The sequence below is a fragment of the Novosphingobium sp. TK71 genome, from assembly GCF_055361505.1.
In genome coordinates this window covers 1,634,122-1,657,736 of record NZ_CM143962.1, presented here as the reverse complement: position 1 = coordinate 1,657,736, position 23,615 = coordinate 1,634,122, and the positions used below count along the sequence as shown (strand labels likewise).

The window sequence follows — 23,615 nt, the reverse complement described above, 5'->3', positions numbered from 1 at the left end:
GCTTATCCTTCGACGACCGAGCTGATGCGGTGGAAGAAGGGATGGTGCGGCGTGGCGCCGTGGGCGATCTGGGTGAACATTCCCTCTCCCAGGTTGGGCAGCTTCGATTCCACCCCGCAGACTTCCTCGCCGCCGCGCACGTCGATATGGGCGTGGAGCTTGCCGTCGAATTCCAGCCCGATGTCCACCGCGTGCGGAAACTCGGCGCGGAGCATCTCCAGCACCCGGTTCAGACGGTCGGTGAGGGGCTCATCCGAGGAGGCACCGGAGAGCGACGAACCATCGATCGAGTAGAGGGATGCATCCTTGCGCATGGGGGCGCCTCCTTGGGAACTGAGGGATAGTGCGGATCGGAATACAGCTTACCTGTATTTGCCCGAGAGGGAACAGCCCAAAGTTGCCGCAGGAGTCCCGATCAGGAGCGTCCGTGCGGCGTGTCGAGGTCAAGTATCGGGCCCTTGGGCACAATCCCGGTTGGATTGATGCCGCGATGGCTTTCGTAATAATGGCCCTTGATGTGCTGGAAGTTCACCGTCGGCGCGATGCCCGGCGTCTGGTAGATGTCGCGCAGGTAGTCTTGCAGGGCGGGATAATCGAATATCCGCCGCACGTTGCACTTGAAGTGACCTACGTAGACGGCATCGAAGCGGACCAGCGTGGTGAAAAGGCGGATATCGGCCTCTGTCAGCCTGTCTCCCACCAGAAAGCGGCTGCGGGAGAGCCGTTGCTCCAGCCAGTCCAGCGAATCGAACAGCGGCGCGAGGGCTTCCTCGTAGGCATCCTGGCTGGTGGCGAAGCCGGCCTTGTAGACGCCGTTGTTCACCGTATCGTAGACCCGCGCGTTCACCGCGTCGATCTCGGCACGCAGGGCTTCGGGATAGAAGTCTCCCGGCGCGGCGCCGAGCCCGTCGAACGCCTCGTTGAACATGCGGATGATCTCGGAGGATTCGTTGTTCAGATCGTCCCGGTCTGCCTGTCCCAGAGCACGGGCACGGTGACGCGGCCGCTGTAGGCGGGATCGGCGGCGGTATAGACCTGGTGGAGATAGTCGGCGCGGTTGACGGGATCGGCAATGACTCCGGGCGCATCGGCGAAGGTCCAGCCCTTTTCGAGCATGACCCAGTTCACCACGGAGATCGGGACGAGCGCTTCCAGCCCCTTGAGCGCGCGCACGATCAGGGTGCGATGGGCCCAGGGACAGGCAAGGCTGACATAGAGGTGATAGCGCCCGGCCTCGGCCTTGAAACCGGATGCGCCGTCAGCGGAGATCCAGCCGCGATAGGCGGAATCCTTGCGGATGAAGCGGCCGCCGGTGGATTTCGTGTCGTACCAGACATCGTGCCACTGGCCCTCGATCAGCATTCCCATGGTCAGGCTCCCGCAAGGATGGACAGGGCCGCTCTATCGCTCCCGCGCGGCGACATGTCCATGACATGCGGGCGGGGCAAGCGGGCTGCGAAGGTTCAGGCCCCGCGCGAGGAACGGCCGCGCCAGATCAGCCAGGCGACATTGGCCCACGCGCCCACGGTGAGCTGCCCGGCCCAGGCAACCGTGCCGTAGCCCCAGCCCGATGCCGCCGCGTCGATTCCCAGCACCAGCACCACGAGCGTCCAGCCGCCGATGCGGGCGAGGCGGGCTTCCCGCTGGGTCAGCGCCCGCCCGGCAAGGTCGCGCTGGTGGCGCTTCATCGACAGGGCCAGCGCGGCGAAGGCGCCGCCGGCAAGGACGATGCAAAGGAGCTGGATCATGCCGTCACCGCCGTCTGGTTCCTGCGCCGGGCGGGGCGGGGCCCCTCCGCGCGTTTGCGGGCCGCCTTGCGCGCGCCCATCGCGAAGCCCGCCGCCAGCAGCAGCATGACCGTGTCGAACGAGACGAACAGCCAGTCCCCCGCGAGCAGGCTGACCGGCAGCCCGCGTGAGGTCGTCAGCGCATTGACCAGCGGCACGGCGGCGAACAGCGCGGCGACAAGGCCGAGTGCTTCCGGCCAGGCGCGGGCCGAGGGGCGCACCAGCGCCCAGAGCAGCACCGCGAACCAGGCGAGGAACAGGCTGTCGATCTCGCGCTCGGCACGCTCCGCAAGGTCCAGCGGCAGCAGGCGGTTCGCCAGGAAGTATGTCGCAAGGCCCGCAGGGAAGCCCGCGACCGTGGCGATGTTGAGCTTCTCCACGAGGCGGAACCCGAAGTGCGGGCGAGCGGGATCGGGCAACTTGGCCCGGCGCTTGACCGTCCAGAGCACGAGCCCGCTGCCCACCATGATGGTGCCGCCGAGGCCGGAGAGGAAGTAGAGCCAGCGCAGGCCGTACCGGGCGTAGCGCCCGGCATGGAGGCCGATCATCACGCTCTCGGTGGCGAGCGCGGCGCCCTTGGCCATGCTGGCATCCACCGGGCGGCCGGTGACGCCGCCGAACGAGATTTCCTCGCCCCGCGAACCGATGGCGCCTTCCGCCGCGCGGGTCACGCCGATCCTGGCGGTGGCGTCTCCGGGGTTGGAGATGTTGAGGTAGCCCACCCGCTTGCCGCCCCACCGGGCGGAGGCCGTCTGCATGATCGGTGCGATGGCGGCCAGCGGCGCGGGGCTGCCGCTGCGGGCCACGTCCTCGGTCCGGCCGAAGACGGCGTCCTGGAAGGTGGCGCGATCGGCATAGTTGGCGGCGATGCCCCAGGGCATGTACATGACCGCCAGCGTGACCAGCCCGGTGAAGGTGATCATCAGGTGGAAGGGCAGGGCGATCACGGCGGTCACGTTATGCGCGTCCAGCCAGGAGCGCTGCCCCTTGTTGAAGCGCAGCATGAAGAAGTCCGCGAAGATCTTCTTGTGCGTGATGATGCCCGAAAGGATCGCCACCAGCATGAACATCGCCGCCAGCCCCACGAGATAGCGGGCCCAGAGCACCGGCATGTAGTGCAGGTCGAAGTGGAAGCGGTAGAGGAAGAAGCCGCCGCGCGTCTCGCGGGTGGAGACTTCCTTGCCGGTCTGGTCGAGCAGGGCGCTGGTTTCGCCGCGCTTTGCGGGCGCGCTGCCTTCGCCGGGCTGCCAGTAGACCTGCGTGGTGGCGCTGCGGCTGTTGGGCAGCGAGATGTACCAGCTCGCCGCATCGGGGGCCGTGCGCTGCAGGAACCGCACCGCGCCTTGCGCCGAGGCGACCGGATCGGCATCGCCGGTGATTTCCGGCTGCATCCAGCGGGTGATCTCGTCCTGGAAATAGGCCGAGGTGCCGGTGGCGAACATGGCGAACAGCAGCCAGCCCAGCAGCAGCCCGGTCCAGGTGTGGAGCAGCGCCATCGACTGGCGCAGGCCCTCCTTCACAGCCGGCCTCCCATGTCGAGAGAGAGCCACAGCGCGCCGCCAAGAACCGCTGCCGAAACGGCCAGCCACAGCCAGAGCTGCCCTGCCGAGCGCAGGCCGAAGGCCAGCAGCGCGATCGTGGCGAAAAGCGCGAAGGACAGCAGCGTGGCCGCCACGCTGGCCTCCGCCGGGTTGACGGAAAGTCCGTGCGCCAGCAGCCGGGCCAGGCAGGCCGTTGCCAGCGAGGTGACGAGATAGTTCGCGGGGACCGCCGCGAGAATGCGTGCGGTCACGTTCCAGCGGCCGATACCGCGCCCCGTCGTCCTGCCGTTCGCGGCACTTCTCGCCATCGTGTTCCCACCGTCCAACTGTATATTGCAAATCAATCGCAACAGTGCGCCGGTTAGATTCAGCCCGCGCCCGAGTCAATGGTCCAGCGCCGCGCGTGGGGCCGGGGCCAAGGTAAGCCCGCAAGGATACCCAACCGGGCGCTGCCGTTCCCGCAGTTTCCGGTATTCCTCAAACCGTCATGGACAGGCCCTAGGGACCGCCGGCCGGACACGAGACGGCGGGGCGCTGGGTGAAAAATCGTGTTGTCGAATGCCATGGATCGTCCCGCGTCGCCGCCGCAGGACTGGAATGCGGTCGGCGCTGCGCTCGTGCGCTATCTCAGGGCGCGGGGAACGCGGCCCGACGTGGCCGACGACGTGGCGCAGGAAACGCTTGCGCGGCTGATCGCTCTCAGCCAGACGCAGCAGATCGGCAGTCTCTTTGCACTGGGCTTCAGGATCGCGGACAACCTGATCGTGGACTTGCAGCGGCGGGAGATGCGCCAGGATTACTGCCATGGGTCGCGCCAGTCCGGGGAAGCAGACGAAGAATGGGAAAGCGACGATCCCTCGCTGGACAGGGTTCTCGATTCACGCCGCGCGCTGGACGTGCTCTCGCTCTGCCTGCGGCGGATGCCGCCCTTGCGCAGGGAAGTGCTCATTCGCAGGCGCCTCAATCATGAAAGCTGCCGCGCCATCGGTGACGATCTCTCGATCAGCGCGAAGGCGGTGGAGAAGCATATCACGCGCGGTCTGCTCGACCTGCGGCGGGCGCTCGAACGCGCGGGCGTGGACCTTGCGGGACATGGCTGAATGATGCCCGACCGGCAGGACTTCGGCGAGATCGACCGTCAGGCCGCGCAATGGGCGGACCGGATGAACCGCCCCTTGCAGGATGCCGAGATGGCGGCGGCGTTCGATCGCTGGATCCTGCAGGATAGCCGCCACGTGGAAGCCTATGCGCGGATGCAGGGGCTCTGGCAGTCCGGGGCCATGCAGGACGCGCTGACGGCAGCGGAGGCAGGGACGGGCGCGGCGGCGATCGGGTCATGGCCCGGCGCGGCGGGCGGCACCCGGACGGGTACGGACGAATCCGGCCTGCCGGAAGACGGCGAGGCCCCGAACTGGGCCGCGCAGGCGTGGAAGCAGTTCGCGGCCTTCACCGCGGTGGCGCTATGCCTCGTAGTGGTCGTGTCGCTGGGGGCGCGGCTGCTGGTGAGCGAGGCGAGCTACCGCACGGCGCGCGGCGAAACCCGCGATGTCCAGCTGGTCGACGGATCGAAAGTGCGCCTCAGCGGCGATACCCGGATGGACGTGCGCTTCACCCCATGGTCGCGCGAGGTCGTCCTGCGCGAGGGCGAGGCCTTCTTCGACGTGGCGCACGAGAAAGTCCGCAATTTCGCCGTCGATACCGGCAGCTCCAGCGTGACCGTGCTCGGCACCGCCTTCGACATCGATCTGGTGGACGAACAGACGCGGGTGGTGCGGGTCTATCGCGGCCTGGTGAGCGTGGATGCCGGTGCCGGGCGGCAATGGCGCCTGCCGGCGGGCAGCGGCATCGAGGTGGGCGGCGGTAAGGTCCGCAGCCTTGGCGATGTGCCGGGCGATCATCCCGGCTGGATCGACGGCTGGTTCGATGCCGAGGATACATCGGTGCGGCAACTCGTGCAGCGGCTCAACCGGGGTTCCTCGCGGCCGATCGAACTGTCCGATCCGGCCCTGGGCGACCTTCCGGTGACGGGCCGGTTCCAGACGTCGGACCCGGAGATGGTGCTGGATGCGCTGGCCGCGATCCACGATCTCCAGTGGCACAGGGAAGGCGGCCGCTACCTGCTTTCGCGTTAGGCGGCAGGCTCTTGGTGTCATCAAGAATACTTGATAACGTAATGAAAATGTAAGAAAAAATAATTGTCGGGTTAGGCCGGGCCTGCACGTCTTCCCCCCGAATGCCTTATCCTAGGGGGGAAATGATGTTTCGTTCGAGTAATGCCCTGCTGCGCGTATCCGCGTGGGCGATCGCGTTGGCCACGGTGAGCGGCGGGGTCGCCGCGGCGCCTGCGCAGGCGGCCGCCACGGGGCAGTACAGCTTCGCCATTCCGGCACAGGACCTCGGCCATGCGCTGCAGGAATTCTCGCGCGTTACCGGGCTGCAGGTGGCGGCGGCGCCCGATGCGGTGCGGGGGCGCCGGAGCGCGGCCGTCTCGGGCCGGATGAGCGCGCAGCAGGCGCTCGCCCGGCTGGTGCGCGGCGCCAATGTCGAGACGCAGCTTCGCGGGGGCACCGTGATCCTGAAGGCGCGGGCGGCCACGCCGCGCCCCGCCGCCGTAACCGCACCGGCGCGCCGCGCCGCGCCGGTGGCCGCCGCCGCCGTTGCCGAAGAGCCTGCCGGGGGCGGAGACAGCGAGATCGTCGTCACCGGCTATATCGAGGCGGCGCAGCACGCGCTCGACATCAAGCGCAGGAACGACACCGTCTCCGACACGATCAGCGCCGACGACATGGGCAAGCTGCCCGCCAACAACGTTTCCGAGGCGCTCGCGCGGCTGCCCGGCGTCAACGCGGTGCGCAGCCCGACCACGGGCGAGGGCGACCGCATCACCGTGCGCGGCCTTTCCACCGAGCTGAACAACTACTCGATCAACGGCGTTCGCCTGGGCGGGGCCGGTTCGCGCGACAACAATTTCTATCGCGGCGTGCGCCTCTCGGTCCTGCCGCCGGACGGTATCAAGCAGATCACCGTCTACAAGACCCTGACGCCCGACCGCGACGGTGACGCGCTGGGCGGCTCGGTGGATATCTCCACCCCGACCGCCTTCGACCAGACCCCGATGTACGCGCGTCTGTCCGCCGAGGGCGGGATGCTCGACAAGTACGACCATCGCAAGTCCGGCCAGGTTTCAGGCGCGCTCTCGCGCCAGTTCAGCGACCATTTCGGCATATACGTCGCCGCGAACTGGAGCCGCCGCAAGTCGCAGTTCGAGCAGAACGGCGTCGACGGCGATAACCAGCCCGATACCTGGTACGATGACAGCGAGACGCTGGGCTGGGACCCCAACCGCTTCGTCATGCGCGGCATGGACCTGGGCTTCGGCGAAACCGACGTGAAGCGCTGGGGCGCCAATACCAGCATCGACTACCGCTCGGACAATCACGATTTCCACTTCCGCGGGCAGTACAACAAGTACCGCAAGGACGAATTCCTCAACCGCCTGAACTTCCGCAACGACACCGCCCGGAACTCGACCCGCCTGGTGCAGGTGGATTCCGCCGATACCGCCTTGCTCCAGCCCGACGACAACGTGACCGGGTACGACGATGCGCTGGGGCGAATCTACGGCTATTCGCTCGACCAGATCGTGGATCAGGACGGCGACGGGATCATCACCGACGCGGATCGCAAGGGCAAATCGTTCTACAGCCTCAACGGCGGGTCGGGTACGTGGGATCCGCAGGGCTTCCGGCTGCGCCGCTTCTGGGAAGGTTCGCGCGAGACCGGCAGTCTCGCTTCGGCCAACCTCGGCGGAATCTCGCGCGTGGGCGAGCTGACGGTCGACTACGACGTTTCCTACTCGCAGTCGGAAGACAATCTCGACGACGGGTACACGCTGGAATTCCGCAGCGACAAGTACGGCTGGCTCGGCAACGAGGGCGTGCTGTTCAGCAGCAGCGAGGATTCGCGCTTCCCCAAGTGGCTGCTCAATTCCGCCGGGCTCGAAGCGGTGCAGGACCCGTCGCAGTACGATTTCAGCAGCCTTGAAGGCGAAGTGGGCGGCAGCAGCGAGAAGCTCTGGCAGGCGCAGTTCAACCTTGAATGGAAGCCGGTCGATTCCTGGCTGCAATCGTTCAAGACCGGCGCCAAGTTCTACAATTCGCGCCGCCGCACTTATCAGGGCTCGTTCCTGAACCTCGAGGCGGACGGCACGCTGGCGGACTTTTCCGAGTTCTACGGCAAGGACGTGAACAGCCTGTTCGGCGGCGCCTATAGCGGGCTCTACCGGCTCGGCACGACGATCGACAACCGCAAGATGCTGGCCGAACTCCAGCGCGCCGAGGACGGCCAGAGCGAGATCTTCGACGGTTTCGCGGTCGATCCCAATGACGCGGAGCTTTCGAACGAGGACAGCTTCCGCTTCAGCGAACGGGTGATCTCGGCCTATGCCATGGGCACGGCCCGCTTCGGCCGGGCGCAAGTGATCGCCGGCGTGCGCATGGAGGCGACGCGCAACAAGATCGACGCCTGGAACATGGACCTGATCCAGGGCGAGCGGTTCGTCTCGGACAAGTCCAGCTTCGTGAACGTGCTGCCCTCGGTCCATGTGAACTACGAACTGGACGACCGCACCAAGCTGCGCGGCGCGGTCTGGACCAGCTTCGCCCGTCCCGACATCGCCCGCATGAGTTCGGCGCGCGAATACGGCTACGACACGGACCCCGATGGCGACGGCGAGGAAAACCCGGTTTCGCAGTGGGTGCTGACCTCGATCGCGCAGGGCAACCCGAACCTCAAGCCGATGCGCTCGCTCAACCTCGACATGTCGCTGGAGCACTATGCCGGCCGCACCGGGGCCTATTCGGTGGCGCTCTATTACAAGCACATCACCAACTTCCTGTTCCGCTCCTCATCCAGCAACATCCGCGACGGGACGCTGGGCGAGAACGTCGATCCTACCGGCGTGGCGATCTCGATGCCCAACAACGGCAAGTGGGCCGAAGTCTACGGCGTGGAGATCAGCGGCCAGCAGCTCCTGCACTGGCTGCCGGGCGTGCTCGGTTCGCTGGGCGTGGGCGGCAACCTGACGCTGCAGCGTTCGAAGGCGGTGACGGGGCTTTCGTGGCATCCCGACGGCTACACCCTGCCGCTGATGGAAACGCCCGAGACGATCGCCAACCTGCAACTGTTCTGGGAGCGCAAGGGCTGGGAAATCTACGGTGCGTGGAACTACCAGTCGCGGTTCCTCGGCGGCATCCAGGACTTCGGCAACAATCCCTACGAGCAGGCCTATAGCTTCGTGGACCTGACCTTCCGCAAGACCTTCCTCAAGAAGTCCTCGGTGCAGTTCCAGGTCCAGAACCTCTTCGATTCGCACACTTATTGGGAAACCGTGTCGTCGGGGACGGGGGGAAGCCGCGCCTACATCAAGAACGGGCGCAGCATGACGCTCGGCTTCAACCTGATCTTCTGAGGATACCTGCCATGAAGACCAAGACCCGCATCCTGCTGGGGGCGCTGGCCCCGGCCCTGCCGCTGTTTCTGCCGCTGTGCCTGCCGTTTCCCGCCTTCGCCGCCGATGCTTCGGCCCAGCAGCAGGACCCGCTGGCGCCCGCCACCGTCCGGCCCGAGCGCGTGATCCTGAATCTCACTGCCGATCCGGCCACCGGCATGGCCGTGACCTGGCGCTCGGCACCGGGCCTGCCGGGGCAGGTGCAATATGCGAAGGCAACCAGCAGCCCCGACTTCGTGAAGGCGCCGCTCACCGTGGCGGCGAATACCGACGATGCCACCTTGCCGGTCCGCGAGGACCCGGCATTCCGCGCCGCCTATCACTCGGCGGTGCTGACCGGGCTCGAACCCGATACCGTCTATGCCTACCGCGTGGGGGACGGCGCGCACTGGTCCGAATGGTTCCAGTTCCGCACCGCCTCCCGCGAGGGCAAGCCGTTCCGCTTCATCTACATGGGCGACATGCAGAACCAGATCCTGTCGGAAGCCTCGCGCACCTTGCGCATGGCCTTCCGTCAGGCGGGGGACGCGGCCTTCACGATCCACGCCGGAGACCTCATCAACCGGCATGACAGCGATGCCGAATGGGGCGAGTGGTTCGCCTCGGGCGGGTTCCTCTATGCGCAGACGCCGCAGATGCCGACGCCGGGCAATCACGAATACGTCAAGGATGAAGCCGCGCGGGCGGGTTCCTCGATCAACGGCCAGTGGCGGCGCCAGTTCACCTTGCCCGAGAACGGCCCGGCCGAGCTTCCGGCGAGCCGGGAAACGAGCTGGTACACCGACTATCAGGGGCTGCGCCTGATCTCGATCGATTCCATGCAGGTCGATCGGGACGAGACCGCGCGCAAGGCCATTGTGAAATGGCTGGACGGGCTGCTGGCGAAGAATCCGAACCGCTGGACGGTGCTGTTCCTGCACTTCCCGCTGTTCTCCAGCGAGCCGGGGCGTGACAATCCCAAGGTCCGCGCCGCGCTGAAGCCGCTGATCGACAAGTATCATGTCGACCTCGTGCTGCAGGGCCACGATCACGGCTATGCGCGCGGCGCGATCGGCAAGGACGGCCCATCGGCGGACGATGCCGGAACCACTTATGCCGTCTCGGTCGCCGGGCCGAAGATGTACGATGTCGGCAGCCTGTCCTGGGCCCGCAAGTCGGCCTCCCGCACGCAGGCCTATCAGGTGATCGACGTCAGCCCCGCCGCGCTGACCTACCGGGCCTATACGGCGACGGGTGAGCCGCTCGACGCGGTGACCTTGCACAAGCCCTGATATCCGCAAGGGCCGGCCGCAGGCCGGGGGGGCGCCGTTTCCGGCCCTTGGCGAGGCCGCGCTTCGTATTGCGACGCGAAGTGCGGCCTCGTTCGGCCCGGTCAGTCGAGCATGGTCTGGCGCAGCCTGGCGATATCCGCGTCGGTCAGGCCGATCTTCTGCTTCAGGTAGCCTTCGGTGCCGCCATACTGCTTGTCGAGGTAAGTGAAGAACTGCGCGAGGTGAGAGATGCCGCCGGGGGTGTAGAGCGGTTCGGCCTTGGGCGGCTGGCCATCGGCGCGGGCGGCGTAATACTTGAGGATCGGGTTGCCCGGATAATCGGCAGGGTCGACCTTGGGCATTTCCCACTGCGGCTGACGGAACGTGGTGGAGAGGTGATAGTCCTTGAGGATCGTCTCCCGGTCCACGCCGAGCAGGTCGTAGATCAGGGCCGTGGCGATCCCGGTGCGATCCTGCCCGGCCGAGCAGTGGTAGACCACCGCGCCCTCGTTCGCGAGGAGCCGGTTGAACAGGGCGCGGAACTGCGGGACGAGCATGATTTCCATGCCCTCGTAGATGTTCTCGCCGCCGCTCCTGGCCATCTTCGCGAAGAGGGGCTTCAGCGAATAGTCGTTGGCGAGGAACAGTGCGCCGGTACGGTCGTCAAGCATGTCGGGCGCGACTTCGCGTTCCTCGATCGAGCGCAGGTCCACCACGGCGCCCAGATGAACCTGATCGAGCAGCGCATAGTCGGCATCCGTCAGCAGCGGCATCGCGCCCGAGCGAAAGGCCTTGTCCCACTTCACGGTGCGGCCGTCGCGAGTGACATAGCCGCCGATGTCGCGGAAGTTGCTGCCCTGCTGGAGCGGCAGGACCCGCTCGGCGACCACGGCGGTCTTGCCCTTGCGGCTTTCGAGGATGACGTAGCGGCGCTCGCTTGCGGGGATGGGCAGGGTGAGCGTGCTCTCGGTGCTGGCGGCGGCAAAGCGCCGGTCGCCCTTGTCGAGCACGGTATCGGCGCTGATCCACACCGCGACCGGGGCGGTGTCCGGCCGGGTGAGCTGGACGGTCTGCGCGTCGAGCCGGGTCAGCGCGGCGATTTCGCGCGCGGTGGCGGCTGTGCCGGAAAGCGCCGTGATGGCGGCGATCAGGGCGATGGATGTGGTCTTGCGCGTCATTTCTGGGATTCCCGGTCAGTGGCGCAGGGGGCAGCGTGCTTCCGATCGGCCCGCGATGAACGGACGTAGCGGCGACAGGCCCGGCGGCGCGAATTTGATCGTGGCCGATGTAGAACGTATGTATGTATCCTGTGTGACATCCGTATCGTCAATCTCCATGGCATGCATCGTGGCCACGATGCTCGCCATCGGCGGGATCGCTTGCTATTGTCAGGCAGACGACATGCCGAACCGGAGCGGGGCCTGATGCCGGAAAATCCTAGAAAACCCTCTAATGACAGGCTGTTGGAGGCTGTTTTTGAGCAATGGGCCGCTGTTGGCGGCAGCGGGGTCACCGCGCGGCAGGTTGCCGGAATTGCCGATATACCGGTATCGTCGATCTACCATCATTTCGGCTCTCTGGAACAGTTGTTGGTCGTTGCGCAGGATCACGCGCGGCAGCAGGCGCGGCTCTGGTGCGATGACCAGCTCGGGCAGGTTTCGGGGTTCGCGGGGGACTATCGCGATTTCCCGGCCTTCTTCGCGCAGATCGTCGATGGCTGGGCGAACGAGCGGCGGGGGCTGGCCTTCGCCTGGCGGGAAGGGCAGCTTCTGGCCGCCACCAGCCCGGCCTTCCTGCAGGCGGAGGGGGAGTGGCGCGATCTCTGGGCGGGGTTCTGGCAGGTCGCGGCGGCAAAGTTCGGGCTGGCGGACCGGGCCATTGTCGTCGAGCGGGTCTTCGAGAACGAGAGCTTCCTGCACATGTTCCGCTGGCGCCGCACCGTGGACCGCGCCGGGCTGGACGAATTCGCGCGGGGGCTGGCGGCGTGGCTGTCGGGCAGGCCGATCCCGGAAGCGCCATGGCGCGACTATGCCCGGGCCGAGGCTCTGCGCGAGCTTCCGGCCTTCCCTGAACGCGACGCCACCGGCGCCCGCATCGTCGAGGCCGCAGCCGCCTTGCTGGAGAAGACAGGCGCCAGCGGGCTGACTCACCGCGCGGTTGCCGAAAGCGCGGGGCTGACGCTGGGCGTGGTCTCGCACAAGTTCCGCACCAAGTCGGAACTGGTCCAGGCCGCATTCGAGGGAACCTACCTGAGCGGCGTGACCCGCTTCCGCTCCGATGCCCTGCCCGGCAGCGACACCGCCGCCGAAGCCGCGATCGAGCAGGCGCTGGACAACATGGTGGGCTTCATCGCCCACAGCGTGCGCGGCCGGGGCATGGATGAACTGCACATCGCCGTAGCGCGCGACCCGGCGCTGAACCAGTTCGCGGCGCAATTGCGCTATCTGCGCGGACAAACCTCGCGCAAGCTGCTGGAGGCACTGATCCAGGGGCGGCGTCAGGCGGGAAATCTCGAAGCGGCGCTGCTGTCGAGCTTCCTTTCGTCCTTGACGCGCAACCATGCCGGGGCGGAGGGCGAAACGTCCCGGGCAGCGATCCGGCGCGAGTTCGAGGCGGTGGTCGACCTGATCCGGGCGGGCTGATCGCCTCGCCAACGTCATCGCGCCGTCCGAGCGGGCAGGGTGATGCCAGGTGCCGTTCTGGTGCCTTTAGGTGTCGTTCTGTTCCAGACGCGAAAAGGGCGAGCCTTTCGGCCCGCCCTTGTTATTTCCGGTCTGCAAACCCGTCAGTCGCGGCCGTTTCCGAAGGCGACGATCTGCAGCAGGCCGCCGGCCATGGCGACGTTCTTGAAGAAGTGGATAAACTGGTTCTGGTCGCCGAGCTGGGCGTGGAAGAAGAGGGCGGTCGCCAGGCTGAACAGCGCCAGCACCGCGGCCACCGCGCGCAGGCGATAGCCCGAGATCAGGACGACACCGCCCACCAGTTCGACGACGATCGCGCCGGCAAGCGCAACAGCCGGCAGCGGCAGCCCGGCCGAGGCGATATAGGCCATCGTGCCGGATGGATCGGCAAGCTTGGATGCGCCGCTCAGGATGAAGATGGCGGCTATCAGGATGCGTCCGATAAGCGGCAGGAACCTGGCGATGCCGTTGTCGAGCGTGGCGCGAGCGGTCTTGGCGGTTGCGGTATTCATGGCGATTCCCCTTGGCATTTGCGTTGAAGAGGAGCCGTAAGTCCGCGTCATGCGGCCGATGCTGCGGCGCCTCGATGACAGGGAAGTGCCGGAAAATCGGATTTCCAGAAATCCTGATAAAATTGATCTTCACATTCGATAAAGTTGAAATGGTAGATCGTGGAAAATGGGACTGGCGGCAGGGCGGGGGGAGTCGCCGCCAGTCCCTCAGGGGTTCGCAGGCCGACCGTGCGGGCTCCGAACAGGGCCTTGGCGTAGTCGCCGCCAAGCCCGTAACTCTTGCCAAGCAGGCGGGATCAACGGCCCGGCCCGGCCTGGCATCAAGGTTGCAAATGAATACTGTCGCGGCAGGCAATGGCTTTGCCGGACAGGAGTTTACGACCTAGGCCTTTCGCGGTTCAGGGTCTTGTACGGAGTTGACGCGAAGCATCAGTTGGCGCGTGCGACGGGCTGCCAGCGGCTGCGCCAAACCTTGGGCGTGGTGCCCACCGCGCGGCGGAAAAGCCGCGTCAGGTGCGCCTGGTCGGTCAATCCGCATGTGCAGGCGATCTGCGAAAGCGCATCGTCGGTCTGGAGCATGAGGCGCTGCGCCCGCCGGATCCTTTGCCGGATGACATAGGCGTGGGGCGGTTCGCCCATGCTGGTCTTGAAGGCCCGGCAGAAGTGGCCGGTACTGAGCCGCGCAACCAGGGCAAGGTCTCTGCAGGCGAGGGGGTGAGCAAGATTGTCGTCCACATGGCGGACCACCCTGTGCAGTTGCCAGCCGGCGAGGCCGCCCTTGGCCGAAGGATCGGATGTCAGGTCCGCCGGCGGAGCCACCGGCAGCAACAGGGCGCGGTAGTTCTCGGGCCTTTCTCCCGCCGAAATGCCGGCGGGGTGAACCCTGTCTTCGAAAATAGCTGGTAGATCCCGTCCCGATTTTATTGTTGTCGTGCTCAAGTTCGCATGAAGCATGACCAACTCTCCAATCTCGGCGAATCGGATTGTCGCACAGTATTTCGGAACGACAACCGGATTCTCCGCTGGAACATGAATCGCCTGCAGAGATTGCGATCTTGCTACGGTAGGTGAAAGGGGGAATTTTACTAAGGTATTATACGAAAGATATCGGAAAACTTCGCTTTCGGTGTCAGATATCGGGAAGTTCGTTAAACGTGTTGTCCAACTCGCACTGGGCCACGAAACGGTCGAGCAGCCATGCCGCTGCCGGGCCGGGAGGAACGTCGCGGCGCCATATCCCGCCGAAGCGGTAGATGCCGCCGGGATGATCCGGCATGGCCAGGCGCACAAGTGTTCCCGAAACGAGATCCGGCTCGATCATCGGCAGCGGCATGTTGCCCCAGCCGATTCCCTGCCGCAGCAGGGCGTGCTTGGCGCCAAGGTCGGCGAGGCGCCATGTCTTGGGGCTCATCACCGAGAAGTCCTTTCCCTCGGTAAAGCGCGAACGGTCGCTGAGCACGAGCTGGGTATATTCGCGCCCCGCGCCGGGCGGGATCGGGTCCATGCGGCCCAGCGGGTGATCGGGGGCGGCCACCGGCACCATCGCCACCGAGCCTACGGACACGCTTTCCAGCCCGTCCACGCCCGCGAAGAGAGGGCCGGACAGGCCGATCACGGCATTCCCGTCCAGCACCATCGATGTAATCGCGCCCAGTGCCTCGACATGGAGGCGAAGCTGGACGGTGGGGAACTCGGCGGCGAAAGCGCGCAGGATCACGCCGAGGCGCTCGGCCGGGAACATCACGTCCACGGCGAGATCGACTTCCGCCTCAAGCCCGTCGAGCAGGCCCTTAACCTTGGCGCGCAATCCGTCGATCCCTTCCGCCACGCCGCGCGCTTCCGAGAGGACCGCACGCCCGGCCGTGGTGAGGACGGGCTTGCGCGTACCCTCGCGCTCGAACAGCATGACACCGAGCTGGGCTTCGAGATTGGCGATTCCATAGCTGATGACGGAGACCGCACGGTTCAGCTTGCGCCCGGCGGCGGCGAAACTGCCGGTGTCGACGATGGCCAGGAAGATGCGCAGCTGGTCCAGGGTCGGCGTGCCGGGGTTGCTCACTTTTCAATCTCCTCGAACAGTCAGGTCGATTTTATCCCTCTGAACTTGAAATGAGCCGAGGTCTATATGGGTTTTCAAGAGAGGGCGGCACCTAACCCCGCCGCCCTTCAGGAGATAGGCCATGATCGAACTTCGCCCCTATGACAGCCTCGGCGGTGCCAACCACGGCTGGCTCGACGCCAAGCACCACTTCTCGTTTGCCGGCTACCACGATCCGGCCCGCGTCCACTGGGGCAACCTGCGCGTCTGGAACGACGATGCGATCGCCCCGCAGACCGGCTTCCCGCCGCATCCGCACCGCGACATGGAAATCATCACCTATGTCCGCGAAGGCGCGATCACCCACCAGGACAACCTGGGTAACAAGGGCCGGACCGAGGCCGGCGATGTCCAGGTGATGAGCGCGGGCACGGGCATCACGCACTCGGAATACAACCTCGAGGACGTGACGACGAAGATTTTCCAGATCTGGATCATCCCGACCCGCGACGGCGAGGAACCGAGCTGGGGCGCCAAGCCCTTCCCCAAGGGGGACCGCTCGGGCCAGTTCGTGACGCTCGCCTCTGGCTACGAGAACGACAACGAAGCCCTGCCGATCCGTACCAATGCCCGCGTCGTGGGCGCCACGCTCAAGGCCGGCGAGACCGCCGAATACCCGCTGGGCAAGGACCGCAAGGCCTACCTCGTTCCCGCCATCGGTGCGGTGCAGATCGACGATGTGCGCGCCAATGCCCGGGACGGCGTGGCGATCAGCGACCTCGACGTGCTGCGGATCACCGCGATCGAGGATAGCGAGATCGTTCTGGTCGACGCTGCCTGAAGTAAGGGGAGCGGGCGGAAATCGCCCGCTCCCATCTCTTCTCTGCCAGATTGCCCGATTGCATTTTCCCTTATCGGCGCCGACGTTCTTCCCCGGCGCTCAAACGCACAAAAGAAGCGCAAGGAAGGATTGCCCCCATGACCGTCCATTCATCCGATATCGAAGGCGTTGACCTCGTCGTTCTTCCTCCCGTTCGCGACCTTGGCGACGGGTTCCAGGTCCGCCGTGCGCTGCCCACCGCGCAGCGCCGCATGGTCGGCCCCTTCATCTTCTTCGACCAGATGGGCGAGGCGGTGTTCCGCAGCGGCGAAGGCCTCGACGTGCGCCCGCATCCGCACATCGGCCTTTCCACGCTGACTTACCTCGTCGAAGGCGAGATCCTTCATCGCGATTCCCTCGGTTCGGTCCAGGCGATCCGCCCCGGTGAGGTCAACTGGATGACCGCAGGCAGCGGCATCGTCCATTCCGAGCGCACCTCTCCCGAAATCCGCGCCAGCGGCGGCAAGCTGTTCGGGCTCCAGACCTGGATCGCGCTGCCCAGGGAAGCGGAAGAGATCGCCCCGGCCTTTGCGCACCACAAGGCAGACGAGATTCCCGTGACCGAAGACGCCGGAACCCGGCTGACGCTGATCGCCGGTACGTCCGACGGCCTGACCTCGCCGCTCAAGACCTACTCCGACATGGTCTATGCCGATATCGTCATGCTCGACGGTGCGCGTTATCAGGTGAAGGCCGAGCACGTCGAACGCGCGATCTATGTCGTCGGCGGCGAAGTCGAGGTCGAAGGCCAGACCGGCAGCTTCAAGGAAACCGAACTCGTGGTCTTCAAGCCGGGCGCCGAAGTCGTGCTCAGGGCCAGGGGCGGCACCCGCCTGATGCTGCTGGGCGGGGAACCCCTGCCGGAGAAGCGCCATATCTTCTGGAACTTCGTCTCTTCCTCGCTCGACCGTATCGAGCAGGCCAAGGAAGACTGGAAGGAACAGCGCTTCGACCGCGTGCCCGACGAAAACGAATTCATTCCCCTTCCGGCCTGAGGAGCATCACGCCATGGCACATGGAACCGCCCATATCGGCGAAACCCCCTGGCGCACCGAGATCGTCGTCGGCGGCCATGCGATCGTTGCCGACGAGCCGGAAGCGCTCGGCGGGCAGGGCGCCGGCCCCGCGCCTTACGACCTGCTGCTCGCCAGTCTCGGCGCCTGCACCGCGATCACGCTGAAGATGTACGCCGCGCGCAAGGGCTGGCCGTTGCAATCGCTCGATGTCGACCTGAAGCTGAGGGGCTCGAAGGATGACATGCATGTCGAGCGCACGCTCCTCATTTCGGGACTGGACGAGGAGCAGAAAAGCCGCCTCGCCGACATCGCGGAGCGGACGCCGGTTACACTGACCCTGAAGTCGGGCCTGCCGATCGAGACGCGGCTGGCTTGAACCCTTGGAAAACAAAGGGCAGTGCGGCCGGCCGCGCTGCCCTTTTCGCGTCAGAACTGCTCGGCCACGTCCACGAGCGAGGTCAGCTTCTTCGGGGCGATCGCGCGCCATGACCGGGCCAGCCACGTCCCGATGGCGTCCCAGTCGTTCTCGCCCAGATCGAGGCGAATGCCGATCCAGCCGTCGCCGAAGTAGGCGGGGCGGAAATAGCGTTCCTCGTCCTGCTCGATGAGCATGGCCTGTTCGTCCGGGCCGCTGATCTTCACCAACAGGGCGGTACGACCGTCGGCGTGATGGTTCGACGTGAAGTAGGCGAATTTCTTGCCCTTGGTCACGCCGAAGCAGGGCATTCCGTGGCTCTGTATCTCGTCCGCTTCGGGCAGGGCCATGGCCCGTTCCCGTACGCGCTCAAGCAGCCATTCCGGGCTCGTTTCGCGCACGACAAGCGCGGCGAGGCAGCGTGAATAGAGCTGGTGTTCGGCAATCAGTACGCGCGCGGCAAGCGTATCGGCGGTGTCTCCCGGCACGATGGCAACCGGCGTCTGGCCGAGGATCGGACCTTCGTCCAGCTCGGGAATGACGAGATGGACGCTGACGCCGCCGTGACTGTCGCCCGCGTCGATGGCGCGCTGGTGGGTATGCAGGCCGGTGTACTTCGGCAGGAGCGACGGGTGGATATTGACCATCCTGCCGTCCCACTTGCCCACGAAACCGCCGGTCAGGATGCGCATGTAGCCCGCGAGCGCGACCCATTGCGCGCCGGAGCCGCGGATGGCGGAGTCCATCGCGGCGTCATGCTCCTTGCGGCTCAGCCCCTTGTGGCTGAGCGCGAAGGTGGGCACGCCTTCGGCAGAGGCGAGTGCAAGGCCGCCTGCATCGGGCCGGTTGCTGGCGACGAGGACGATCTCATAGGGACAGTCCTCGGCGCGGCTGGCGTAGAGCAGGGCGGCCATGTTGGTGCCGCTGCCCGAAATCAGGACGGCGACTTTTGCCTTGTCAGGCAAGATGAACGGCTTCCCAGTCCTCGCGGGCGGACCAGATCTCGGTCTTGCCCTGAACGGTGCAGCCCTTGTCGCCTTCTTCGACGATGCCGATCACGAAGACGGTTTCGCCGGCTGCTTCCAGCTCGGCCTTGAGCGCGGCGACTTCTTCCGGCGAGACTGCAAGCACCATGCCGATGCCGCAGTTGAAGGTGCGCGCCATCTCGCCCGGCTCGATATTGCCCTGCGCCTGCAGGAACGCCATCAGGCGCGGCTGCTCCCAGGCGCCGGCATCGATACGGGCGTGCAGGCCCTTGGGCAGCACGCGCGGAATGTTTTCGAGCAGGCCGCCGCCGGTAATATGGGCCAGCGCATTGATGCGGCCGGCGCGGATGAAGGGCAGCAGGCTCTTAACGTAGATGCGCGTGGGCGCGATCAGCGCGTCGATCAGCAGGGTGTCCGAATCGAACAGGGCCGGGCGGTCGAGCTTCCAGCCCTTGTCCTCGGCGAGGCGGCGCACCAAGGAGTAGCCGTTGGAATGCACGCCCGAGGATGCAAGGCCGAGCAGCACGTCGCCGTCCGCGACCTTTTCACCGGTGAGCTGTTCGCCGCGTTCCACCGCGCCGACGCAGAAGCCCGCGAGATCGTAATCGCCCGCGGCGTACATGCCGGGCATCTCTGCGGTTTCGCCGCCGATGAGGGCGCAGCCCGAGATGCGGCAGCCATCGGCGATTCCGGCAACCACGCGTTCGGCGACGCCGTTCTCGAGCTTGCCGGTGGCGAAGTAGTCAAGGAAGAACAGGGGCTCTGCGCCCTGTACGATAAGGTCGTTCACGCACATGGCGACGAGGTCGATGCCGATCTGGTCGTGCCGGTCATGGTCGATGGCCAGCTTGACCTTGGTGCCGACACCGTCGTTCGCGGCGACCAGAAGCGGGTCCTTGTAGCCGGCCGCGCGGGGGTCGAAGAAGCCACCGAAGCCTCCCAGTTCCGCATCGGCGCCGGGGCGCGCGGTGGATTTGGCGAGCGGGGCGATGGCTTTGACCAGCGCATTGCCTGCGGCGATCGAGACGCCGGCTTGCTCGTAGGAGTAGCTCTTCGGGGAGTTATCGTCGGACATTGCGCGCGCATAGTGTGCAAACGCTCTCCTGTCACGCCCGAGGCGGCAATCAGGTGAACAATTCGGGCGGAAAAATTCGTGCAGGAGGCGCCGGTGCGCGGCGTTCCGCCGGATTTCCGGGGCCTTGGCCGATCGTGCGTCCCGCCTTCCGGGGATGTCGTCGCTTTACGACTTGGATTTCCGGATTCGTTTGGGCAAAAGGCCGGTCGGTTTCGATAATGGCAATCACCTTCTCCCACAAAATCCGGCGCGTGGCCGGCAGCGGTCTGGCCTTTGGGCAGGCGCGCGTCCGTTCGCCGCGGGGCCTGGCCTTTGCGCTGGGCGGGGCGGCGTTTCTCGCATTGGGCACCGTGGGTGGTTACCGACTCGTGGCGCAGGTGGAAGGCGATCGCGGCATCGCCCCGCTCGCCAATTCCGAGGATATCCAGGTCAACGGCATCAAGGTCGATGTTACGGCCAAAACCGGCGCCGATGCCCGGCTCGAAGGCTGGAAACAGGCGGAGAAGGACGCCTGGAAGAAGCTCGGCGGGCCGGACATGCCGGTTGAGGCTATCGATGCCATGGTTTCGTCGGTCGTGATCGGCCATGAGCAGGTCGGGCCTCGCCGTTATATCGCCACGCTCGGCATCATCTTCAACAAGGCGCGTGCAGGGCAGTACGTGGGCGCAGGCGGCGCGGCGATCCGGTCGGCGCCGATGCTGGTACTGCCGGTGCTGTACTCGGGCGGCGTGCAGCAGGTGTTCGAAGTGCGCGGGCCCTGGCAGAAGGCATGGGCCGAGTTCCAGGCTTCGCAAAGCCCGATAGATTATGTGCGGCCGGTAGGCGCGGGGGGGGAATCGCTGATTCTCACCGCCGGCCAGGCTTCTCGCCGCAGCCGCCTGTGGTGGCGCAACATCCTCAACCAGTTCGACGCTGCGGATGTGGTGATCCCGGTCGCCCGCCTTGAGCGGCAATGGCCCGGCGGCCCGATTCACGGCACTTTCACCGCGCGCTATGGCCCGGACAACACTTTCCTCGGCACCTTCGAACTCGATGCCGCCAGCGAGCAGGACCTTCCTGTCATGCTCAATCAGGCGGTGGAGCGGATCGATGGCCTGTACCGGAATGCACTCGCCAGCGGCGAGCTGCGTCCCGATCCCACGCTGACGACCAGCGGGCAGGTGCTGGACCGCGCTTTTGCCGAATTGCGCCAGAAGCTCATGCCCAAGGGCGGGGTTCCGGTGGATGTCGTGCCCATCGCGCCCCCTGCAATCGCACCGGTCCCGGCGGTCGTCGTCCCGACCGAGACGGTTTCCGTACAGTTCGCTTCGCCCGATGCGGCAGCCGTCGATGCGGCGCTTGCCGCCGTGCGCGGCGTTCCGGGTGTGCGCGGCGCCGCCACCGTCAGCCTTGCTGTCGGCGGAACGTCCGTCATGCGCGTGACCGTCGAGGGCGGTAGCGAGCGTCTTGCCGCCGCGCTGCGTGCGCAAGGCTGGAAAGTGACGAACGGCGGCGGTGCGCTGAGGATCACCCGCTAGGTTCCTCGGTGATGAAGCAGATCGCCCTCCCACTGTCTGCCGCGAGCGACAGCCCGCCGCGCATTGTCGTCGGCAGTGCCAACGCACAGGCGATCGACGCCTTGCTTGAGCCGGGTGCATGGCCGTTCCGCAGCGCGATCCTTTCCGGTCCTCCGCGTTCGGGCAAGTCCCTGCTGGCACGCTGGTTCGTCGAGGCCGGTCACGGCGATGCGCTGGATGATGCCGACCGGATGGAGGAGGACGTGATCTTCCACAGCTGGAACCGTGCGCAGGAAACCGGACGTCCGTTGCTGATCGTCTCCAGTCGCCGCCGCGGCAGCGGGGAAGGGCGCTGGCAGGTCAGTCTCCCGGACCTGGGATCCCGGCTTGGCGCCGCCCTGGAACTGGAGATCGTCGAGCCGGACGACGAGATGCTGGCCGCCCTGATCGAGATCCACGCCCAGATGCGCGCACTCAATCTCGATCCCACTGCGATCGACTACCTTGTACCGCGCGTCGTGCGTAGCCATCTGGGCGTCGAAAATCTGGTCACTGCCATTGATCGGCTCAGTCTGGAACGCAAGCAGCCGCCTACTCTGGCGATCTGGCGCGACGCTCTGATCGAGACTAAAGGCGGCGACTCGAAGACCACTTGACCGGACGGCTTGCCTTGCGGGCCGATTGATGGGAGATTCGCGCGATGCTGGGTAATCTTGTCCGCTACCTGGACTCCGTCGTCGCGCGTGACCCTGCGCCGCGTTCACGCTGGGAAGTCCTGCTCTATCCGGGCGTGTGGGCGCTGTTCTTTCACAAGATCGCGCATCGCCTGTTCCGTGCGGACCTGTTCTTCCTGGCCCGCGTGGTGAATCACATCTCCCGCTTCCTGACCGCGATCGACATTCATCCCGGCGCCACCATCGGGAAGAACTTCTTCATCGACCATGGCTTCACCGTCATCGGAGAAACCGCCGAGATCGGCGACAATGTGACGATCTACCAGTGCGTCACGCTGGGCGGTTCCAACCCCACCAACGGCAAGGGCGGCAAACGCCACCCGACTTTGCTCGACAATGTTATCGTAGGCTCCGGCGCGCAGATCATCGGCCCGGTAACGGTGGGCAGGCGCGCACGTGTCGGCGCCAGTGCCGTCGTGACCGAGGACGTGCCCGAAGGCGCGACCATGATCGGCGTCAAGGCGCGCTCCACGCTGGTGAAGGCGGAAACTTACGCCAAGGACTTCATGCCTTATGGCACGCCCTGCAAGGAACCCTGCGAGCCGGTGGGCAACCAGCGGATCGACGAGCTGGAGGAGCAGATTGCCGCCCTGCGCGCGCAAGTGGCTGAATTGATGCATGCGCGCGAAGATGAGCCGCAGGCCGAGCCGGCCGTGAAGGGCGTCTGAACCGAATGGTGTCAGGCCCCGCAGGCGCGAATTCCAGTACCGGCAGCGTCTTGGCCTTTCCCGGCCGCACGCCCTTGCAGATCGGGTTCGACCGGCTCGAACTCCAGCGCATTCTCGATCTTTACGGCCGCATGGTGGCAGCAGGCATGTGGCGCGATTATGCGATGGATTTCGGCAAGGAGGCCGCCAACTTCTCTGCCTTCCGCCGCGCTGCCGAGCGTCCGCAGGCCCGCATCGAGAAGCGCCCTTCGCTGCGTGCGAAACAGGGAATGTGGACACTGTTCGGCGAGGCCGGGCAAATCCTGAAGCGCGGACATGAATTGGCCGGCGTGCTCAGCCCGCTGGAGCGCAAGCTGCTGAAAGTGGTGGAAGACTGAGCCTCAGGGGTTCCTATGCGGTCAGGCGAATGCGTGATGCATGTCCAGATCCGCCTCCTGCGCGCGGGCGACGCCGTTGACGATCGCAAGCAGGGATCCGGCGGCGACAATTCGCAAGGCATAAACGATGCAGGTCAGCACGGCGCCTGCCGGCGGTGCGCTTATGCTGAATGAGAGGAGCGTTCCTGCGACAGTACCGGCGATCATGCAGGTCCACCAGACGACCAGGCGCGGATCGGTAGGCTGGTCTGCATCATGGCCATGCAGGTGGCTCCGGTTCCACAACTCTCTCATCGCTTCGAATGGCTTGAACAGGCAGGCTATCGGAATGAAGAAGTAGCCGACGGACCATCCGGGCGAGAATTCCAGGCCTTCCATCCCGGCCGCGAAGAGATTCGCATGGGCCCTGTGGATCCAAAGCGACACCGCGACTGCGCAGACCAGATAGACGGCCAGGACGGCGACGGTACCTGTGGCGGCGAAAACCGCCAGCGGGCTTTCCGGGACGGCACCGCTGGCGAGCGAAGCTGCGATGGCCGCGAGGGTCAGCCCGGTGGTTCCGATGTAGCAGCACAGCAGAACCCGTACCACGAGCGTACGGCGGGCGAGCGAGGCGATTCCATCGGAAAGCGCGGTTTCGGGCATGATGA

23 protein-coding genes and 1 pseudogene are annotated in these 23,615 nt (G+C 65.9%); 12 read left to right on the top strand and 12 right to left on the bottom strand.

Features of this window, described 5'->3' with window-relative positions:
- Positions 1–2: 2 nt before the first annotated feature.
- The 5 genes and pseudogenes from ACXJ16_RS07520 to ACXJ16_RS07500 all read right to left on the bottom strand — a co-directional run bounded on the left by ACXJ16_RS07520 (position 3) and on the right by ACXJ16_RS07500 (position 3,636).
- Positions 3–314, bottom strand: a complete 312-nt coding sequence (locus ACXJ16_RS07520) for a hypothetical protein (protein WP_231636170.1) — start codon at positions 312–314, stop codon at positions 3–5.
- A 101-nt stretch (positions 315–415) separates the two neighbouring features.
- A pseudogene (locus ACXJ16_RS07515) lies at positions 416–1,368 on the bottom strand (glutathione S-transferase family protein).
- A gap of 95 nt (positions 1,369–1,463) precedes the next feature.
- Complete coding sequence (locus tag ACXJ16_RS07510) at positions 1,464–1,748, bottom strand: DUF3325 domain-containing protein (protein ID WP_463921712.1); 285 nt, start codon at positions 1,746–1,748, stop codon at positions 1,464–1,466.
- Complete coding sequence (locus ACXJ16_RS07505; protein WP_463921711.1) at positions 1,745–3,307, bottom strand: PepSY-associated TM helix domain-containing protein; 1,563 nt, start codon at positions 3,305–3,307, stop codon at positions 1,745–1,747. Before ACXJ16_RS07505 ends, ACXJ16_RS07510 begins: the two co-directional genes overlap by 4 nt.
- The gene (locus ACXJ16_RS07500; RefSeq protein WP_054441254.1) at positions 3,304–3,636 is read right to left on the bottom strand and encodes a hypothetical protein; all 333 of its coding nucleotides are present in this window, start codon (positions 3,634–3,636) and stop codon (positions 3,304–3,306) included. The genes ACXJ16_RS07505 and ACXJ16_RS07500 overlap by 4 nt, the downstream gene beginning before the upstream one ends.
- Before the next feature lie 255 nt (positions 3,637–3,891).
- Here ACXJ16_RS07500 and ACXJ16_RS07495 point away from each other — a divergent pair, with 255 nt between their 5' ends.
- From ACXJ16_RS07495 to ACXJ16_RS07480, 4 genes are all read left to right on the top strand, one after another.
- Entirely contained in the window at positions 3,892–4,428 is a 537-nt protein-coding gene (locus tag ACXJ16_RS07495) for an RNA polymerase sigma factor (RefSeq protein WP_324698800.1), read from the top strand.
- 3 nt (positions 4,429–4,431) lie between these two features.
- Positions 4,432–5,460: a FecR family protein gene (locus ACXJ16_RS07490; RefSeq protein ID WP_463921709.1), complete on the top strand. Its 1,029-nt coding sequence runs from the start codon at positions 4,432–4,434 to the stop codon at positions 5,458–5,460.
- Between the two features lie 125 nt (positions 5,461–5,585).
- Positions 5,586–8,798, top strand: coding sequence for a TonB-dependent receptor (locus tag ACXJ16_RS07485; RefSeq protein ID WP_463921708.1), 3,213 nt, complete (start codon positions 5,586–5,588; stop codon positions 8,796–8,798).
- A gap of 11 nt (positions 8,799–8,809) precedes the next feature.
- The gene (locus ACXJ16_RS07480; protein ID WP_463921707.1) at positions 8,810–10,108 is read left to right on the top strand and encodes a purple acid phosphatase family protein; all 1,299 of its coding nucleotides are present in this window, start codon (positions 8,810–8,812) and stop codon (positions 10,106–10,108) included.
- Positions 10,109–10,209: 101 nt separating this feature from the next.
- Here ACXJ16_RS07480 and ACXJ16_RS07475 read toward each other — a convergent pair whose 3' ends face one another.
- Positions 10,210–11,265 (bottom strand): tyrosine-protein phosphatase, encoded by a 1,056-nt coding sequence (locus tag ACXJ16_RS07475; RefSeq protein WP_454796957.1) that lies wholly within the window; start codon positions 11,263–11,265, stop codon positions 10,210–10,212.
- Between the two features lie 285 nt (positions 11,266–11,550).
- Between ACXJ16_RS07475 and ACXJ16_RS07470 the strand changes: the two genes are divergently transcribed.
- Positions 11,551–12,729 (top strand): TetR/AcrR family transcriptional regulator, encoded by a 1,179-nt coding sequence (locus tag ACXJ16_RS07470; protein ID WP_324698805.1) that lies wholly within the window; start codon positions 11,551–11,553, stop codon positions 12,727–12,729.
- A 143-nt stretch (positions 12,730–12,872) separates the two neighbouring features.
- On the opposite strand, the gene ACXJ16_RS07465 is transcribed toward ACXJ16_RS07470, so the two are convergent.
- The 3 genes from ACXJ16_RS07465 to ACXJ16_RS07455 all read right to left on the bottom strand — a co-directional run bounded on the left by ACXJ16_RS07465 (position 12,873) and on the right by ACXJ16_RS07455 (position 15,339).
- Positions 12,873–13,280, bottom strand: a complete 408-nt coding sequence (locus ACXJ16_RS07465) for a DoxX family protein (RefSeq protein ID WP_463921705.1) — start codon at positions 13,278–13,280, stop codon at positions 12,873–12,875.
- A gap of 429 nt (positions 13,281–13,709) precedes the next feature.
- Complete coding sequence (locus tag ACXJ16_RS07460; protein WP_454796959.1) at positions 13,710–14,219, bottom strand: helix-turn-helix domain-containing protein; 510 nt, start codon at positions 14,217–14,219, stop codon at positions 13,710–13,712.
- A 190-nt stretch (positions 14,220–14,409) separates the two neighbouring features.
- Positions 14,410–15,339, bottom strand: coding sequence for a LysR family transcriptional regulator (locus ACXJ16_RS07455; RefSeq protein ID WP_463921703.1), 930 nt, complete (start codon positions 15,337–15,339; stop codon positions 14,410–14,412).
- A gap of 121 nt (positions 15,340–15,460) precedes the next feature.
- Here ACXJ16_RS07455 and ACXJ16_RS07450 point away from each other — a divergent pair, with 121 nt between their 5' ends.
- The 3 genes from ACXJ16_RS07450 to ACXJ16_RS07440 all read left to right on the top strand — a co-directional run bounded on the left by ACXJ16_RS07450 (position 15,461) and on the right by ACXJ16_RS07440 (position 17,590).
- The gene (locus tag ACXJ16_RS07450; RefSeq protein ID WP_054441269.1) at positions 15,461–16,159 is read left to right on the top strand and encodes a pirin family protein; all 699 of its coding nucleotides are present in this window, start codon (positions 15,461–15,463) and stop codon (positions 16,157–16,159) included.
- A 137-nt stretch (positions 16,160–16,296) separates the two neighbouring features.
- Positions 16,297–17,193 carry a pirin family protein gene (locus ACXJ16_RS07445; RefSeq protein ID WP_054441271.1) on the top strand — a complete coding sequence of 299 codons (897 nt, stop codon included), beginning with the start codon at positions 16,297–16,299 and terminating at the stop codon, positions 17,191–17,193.
- A gap of 13 nt (positions 17,194–17,206) precedes the next feature.
- The gene (locus ACXJ16_RS07440) at positions 17,207–17,590 is read left to right on the top strand and encodes an OsmC family protein (RefSeq protein WP_324698809.1); all 384 of its coding nucleotides are present in this window, start codon (positions 17,207–17,209) and stop codon (positions 17,588–17,590) included.
- A gap of 50 nt (positions 17,591–17,640) precedes the next feature.
- Here the strand turns inward: ACXJ16_RS07440 and purN are convergent, their stop codons facing one another.
- The gene (purN, locus tag ACXJ16_RS07435; RefSeq protein WP_443477781.1) at positions 17,641–18,594 is read right to left on the bottom strand and encodes a phosphoribosylglycinamide formyltransferase; all 954 of its coding nucleotides are present in this window, start codon (positions 18,592–18,594) and stop codon (positions 17,641–17,643) included.
- Positions 18,587–19,690, bottom strand: a complete 1,104-nt coding sequence (gene purM / locus ACXJ16_RS07430) for a phosphoribosylformylglycinamidine cyclo-ligase (protein WP_054441276.1) — start codon at positions 19,688–19,690, stop codon at positions 18,587–18,589. Before purM ends, purN begins: the two co-directional genes overlap by 8 nt.
- A gap of 218 nt (positions 19,691–19,908) precedes the next feature.
- Here purM and ACXJ16_RS07425 point away from each other — a divergent pair, with 218 nt between their 5' ends.
- The 4 genes from ACXJ16_RS07425 to ACXJ16_RS07410 are packed head-to-tail and all read left to right on the top strand — an operon-like array spanning position 19,909 to position 22,965.
- Positions 19,909–21,207 (top strand): heavy-metal-associated domain-containing protein, encoded by a 1,299-nt coding sequence (locus tag ACXJ16_RS07425; RefSeq protein WP_324698810.1) that lies wholly within the window; start codon positions 19,909–19,911, stop codon positions 21,205–21,207.
- An 11-nt stretch (positions 21,208–21,218) separates the two neighbouring features.
- The gene (locus ACXJ16_RS07420) at positions 21,219–21,842 is read left to right on the top strand and encodes a P-loop NTPase family protein (protein ID WP_054441279.1); all 624 of its coding nucleotides are present in this window, start codon (positions 21,219–21,221) and stop codon (positions 21,840–21,842) included.
- A gap of 44 nt (positions 21,843–21,886) precedes the next feature.
- Positions 21,887–22,588, top strand: a complete 702-nt coding sequence (gene epsC / locus ACXJ16_RS07415) for a serine O-acetyltransferase EpsC (RefSeq protein ID WP_054441282.1) — start codon at positions 21,887–21,889, stop codon at positions 22,586–22,588.
- A gap of 5 nt (positions 22,589–22,593) precedes the next feature.
- Positions 22,594–22,965 (top strand): DUF2794 domain-containing protein, encoded by a 372-nt coding sequence (locus ACXJ16_RS07410; RefSeq protein WP_185997684.1) that lies wholly within the window; start codon positions 22,594–22,596, stop codon positions 22,963–22,965.
- A gap of 21 nt (positions 22,966–22,986) precedes the next feature.
- Here ACXJ16_RS07410 and ACXJ16_RS07405 read toward each other — a convergent pair whose 3' ends face one another.
- A complete protein-coding gene (locus ACXJ16_RS07405; protein ID WP_443477784.1) occupies positions 22,987–23,610 on the bottom strand; it encodes a DUF4328 domain-containing protein in 624 nt (207 codons plus the stop codon).
- Positions 23,611–23,615: the final 5 nt, after the last annotated feature.